Raw genomic sequence first — 1,498 nt, forward strand, 5'->3', positions numbered from 1 at the left:
AGTGTAAAGGTAAAAGGAAGCTTGATTGCAAGACATACAGGTCGAGCAAGGACGAAAGTCGGACTTAGTGATCCGGTGGTACCGCATGGAAGGGCCATCGCTCAACGGATAAAAGCTACCCTGGGGATAACAGGCTTATCTCCCCCAAGAGTCCACATCGACGGGGAGGTTTGGCACCTCGATGTCGGCTCATCACATCCTGGGGCTGTAGTAGGTCCCAAGGGTTGGGCTGTTCGCCCATTAAAGTGGTACGCGAGCTGGGTTCAGAACGTCGTGAGACAGTTCGGTCCCTATCCGTCGCAGGCGTAGGAAATTTGAGAAGACCTGTCCTTAGTACGAGAGGACCGGGATGGACGTACCTCTGGTGTACCAGTTGTTCTGCCAAGGGCATGGCTGGGTAGCTATGTACGGAATGGATAAGCGCTGAAAGCATCTAAGCGCGAAGCCAACTTCAAGATAAGATTTCCCACCGTAAGGGTAAGACCCCAGGAAGACTACCTGGTTGATAGGTCGAAGGTGTAAGTGCAGTAATGTATTTAGCTTATCGATACTAATAGGTCGAGGACTTGACCAAAATAATGATGGAAAATTAAATGATATGCAGTTTTCAGAGTATTAACTTTGAAAAAAACTTTATAAAAAGTATTGACATTATTAATTAAAAATGTTAATATTATACTTGTCCTTAAGAAAAGGGCAAACATATAATGTGGTTATTATAGCAAAGAGGATACACCTGTTCCCATACCGAACACAGAAGTTAAGCTCTTTAGCGGCGATGGTACTTGGTGGGCGACCGCCTGGGAGAGTAGCACGTAGCCACGTTGAGGCCCATTGGTCAAGCGGTCAAGACACCGCCCTTTCACGGCGGTAACAGGGGTTCGATTCCCCTATGGGTCACCAATTAAATATGCGACTATAGCTCAGCTGGGAGAGCACCTGCCTTACAAGCAGGGGGTCACAGGTTCGAGCCCTGTTAGTCCCACCATTTGCGGCCTGGTAGTTCAGCTGGTTAGAATGCCAGCCTGTCACGCTGGAGGTCGAGGGTTCGAGTCCCTTCCAGGTCGCCAACTTTAATTAAATATCGCGGGAATATGGCTCAGTTGGTAGAGCAATTGACTGTTAATCAATGGGTCACAGGTTCGAGTCCTGTTATTCCCGCCAATATGCTGGTGTGGCTCAACGGTAGAGCAGCTGACTTGTAATCAGCAGGTTGTAGGTTCGATTCCTATCACCAGCTCCAACGTGGAGGATTTCCCGAGCGGCCAAAGGGGGCAGACTGTAAATCTGTTAGCATTGCTTTCGGTGGTTCGAATCCACCATCCTCCACCAACTATATATTAAAGTAAAATGCGGATGTGGCGGAATTGGCAGACGCACCAGACTTAGGATCTGGCGCCTACGGCGTGGGGGTTCGACTCCCTTCATCCGCACCACTTTAATCAAACAATATATAATGTGGGTGCATAGCTCAGCTGGATAGAGCAACGCCCTTCTA

The 1,498-nt window shown here is 48.7% G+C and carries 6 tRNA genes and 2 rRNA genes (1 of these 8 only partly in view); all 8 read left to right on the forward strand.

From position 1 onward, the window contains the following. Window positions 1-574: ribosomal RNA gene (locus G3997_RS10670) — 23S ribosomal RNA — on the forward strand; it begins 2,331 nt to the left of the window's first position. Between the two features lie 134 nt (window positions 575-708). Next, a 5S ribosomal RNA gene (rrf, locus tag G3997_RS10675) occupies window positions 709-825 on the forward strand. Between the two features lie 3 nt (window positions 826-828). Beyond that, window positions 829-903, forward strand: a tRNA-Glu gene (locus G3997_RS10680). Window positions 904-993: 90 nt separating this feature from the next. Continuing rightward, a tRNA-Asp gene (locus tag G3997_RS10685) sits at window positions 994-1,070 on the forward strand. 18 nt (window positions 1,071-1,088) lie between these two features. Beyond that, a tRNA-Asn gene (locus G3997_RS10690) sits at window positions 1,089-1,164 on the forward strand. A gap of 4 nt (window positions 1,165-1,168) precedes the next feature. After that, a tRNA-Thr gene (locus G3997_RS10695) sits at window positions 1,169-1,243 on the forward strand. 4 nt (window positions 1,244-1,247) lie between these two features. Then, window positions 1,248-1,332 (forward strand) — tRNA-Tyr (locus tag G3997_RS10700). Between the two features lie 20 nt (window positions 1,333-1,352). Further along, window positions 1,353-1,436: transfer RNA gene (locus tag G3997_RS10705), tRNA-Leu, on the forward strand. The last annotated feature ends 62 nt before the right edge of the window (window positions 1,437-1,498 follow it).

It is taken from the genome of Romboutsia sp. 13368 (assembly GCF_018336475.1).
Taxonomy (GTDB): domain Bacteria; phylum Bacillota; class Clostridia; order Peptostreptococcales; family Peptostreptococcaceae; genus Romboutsia.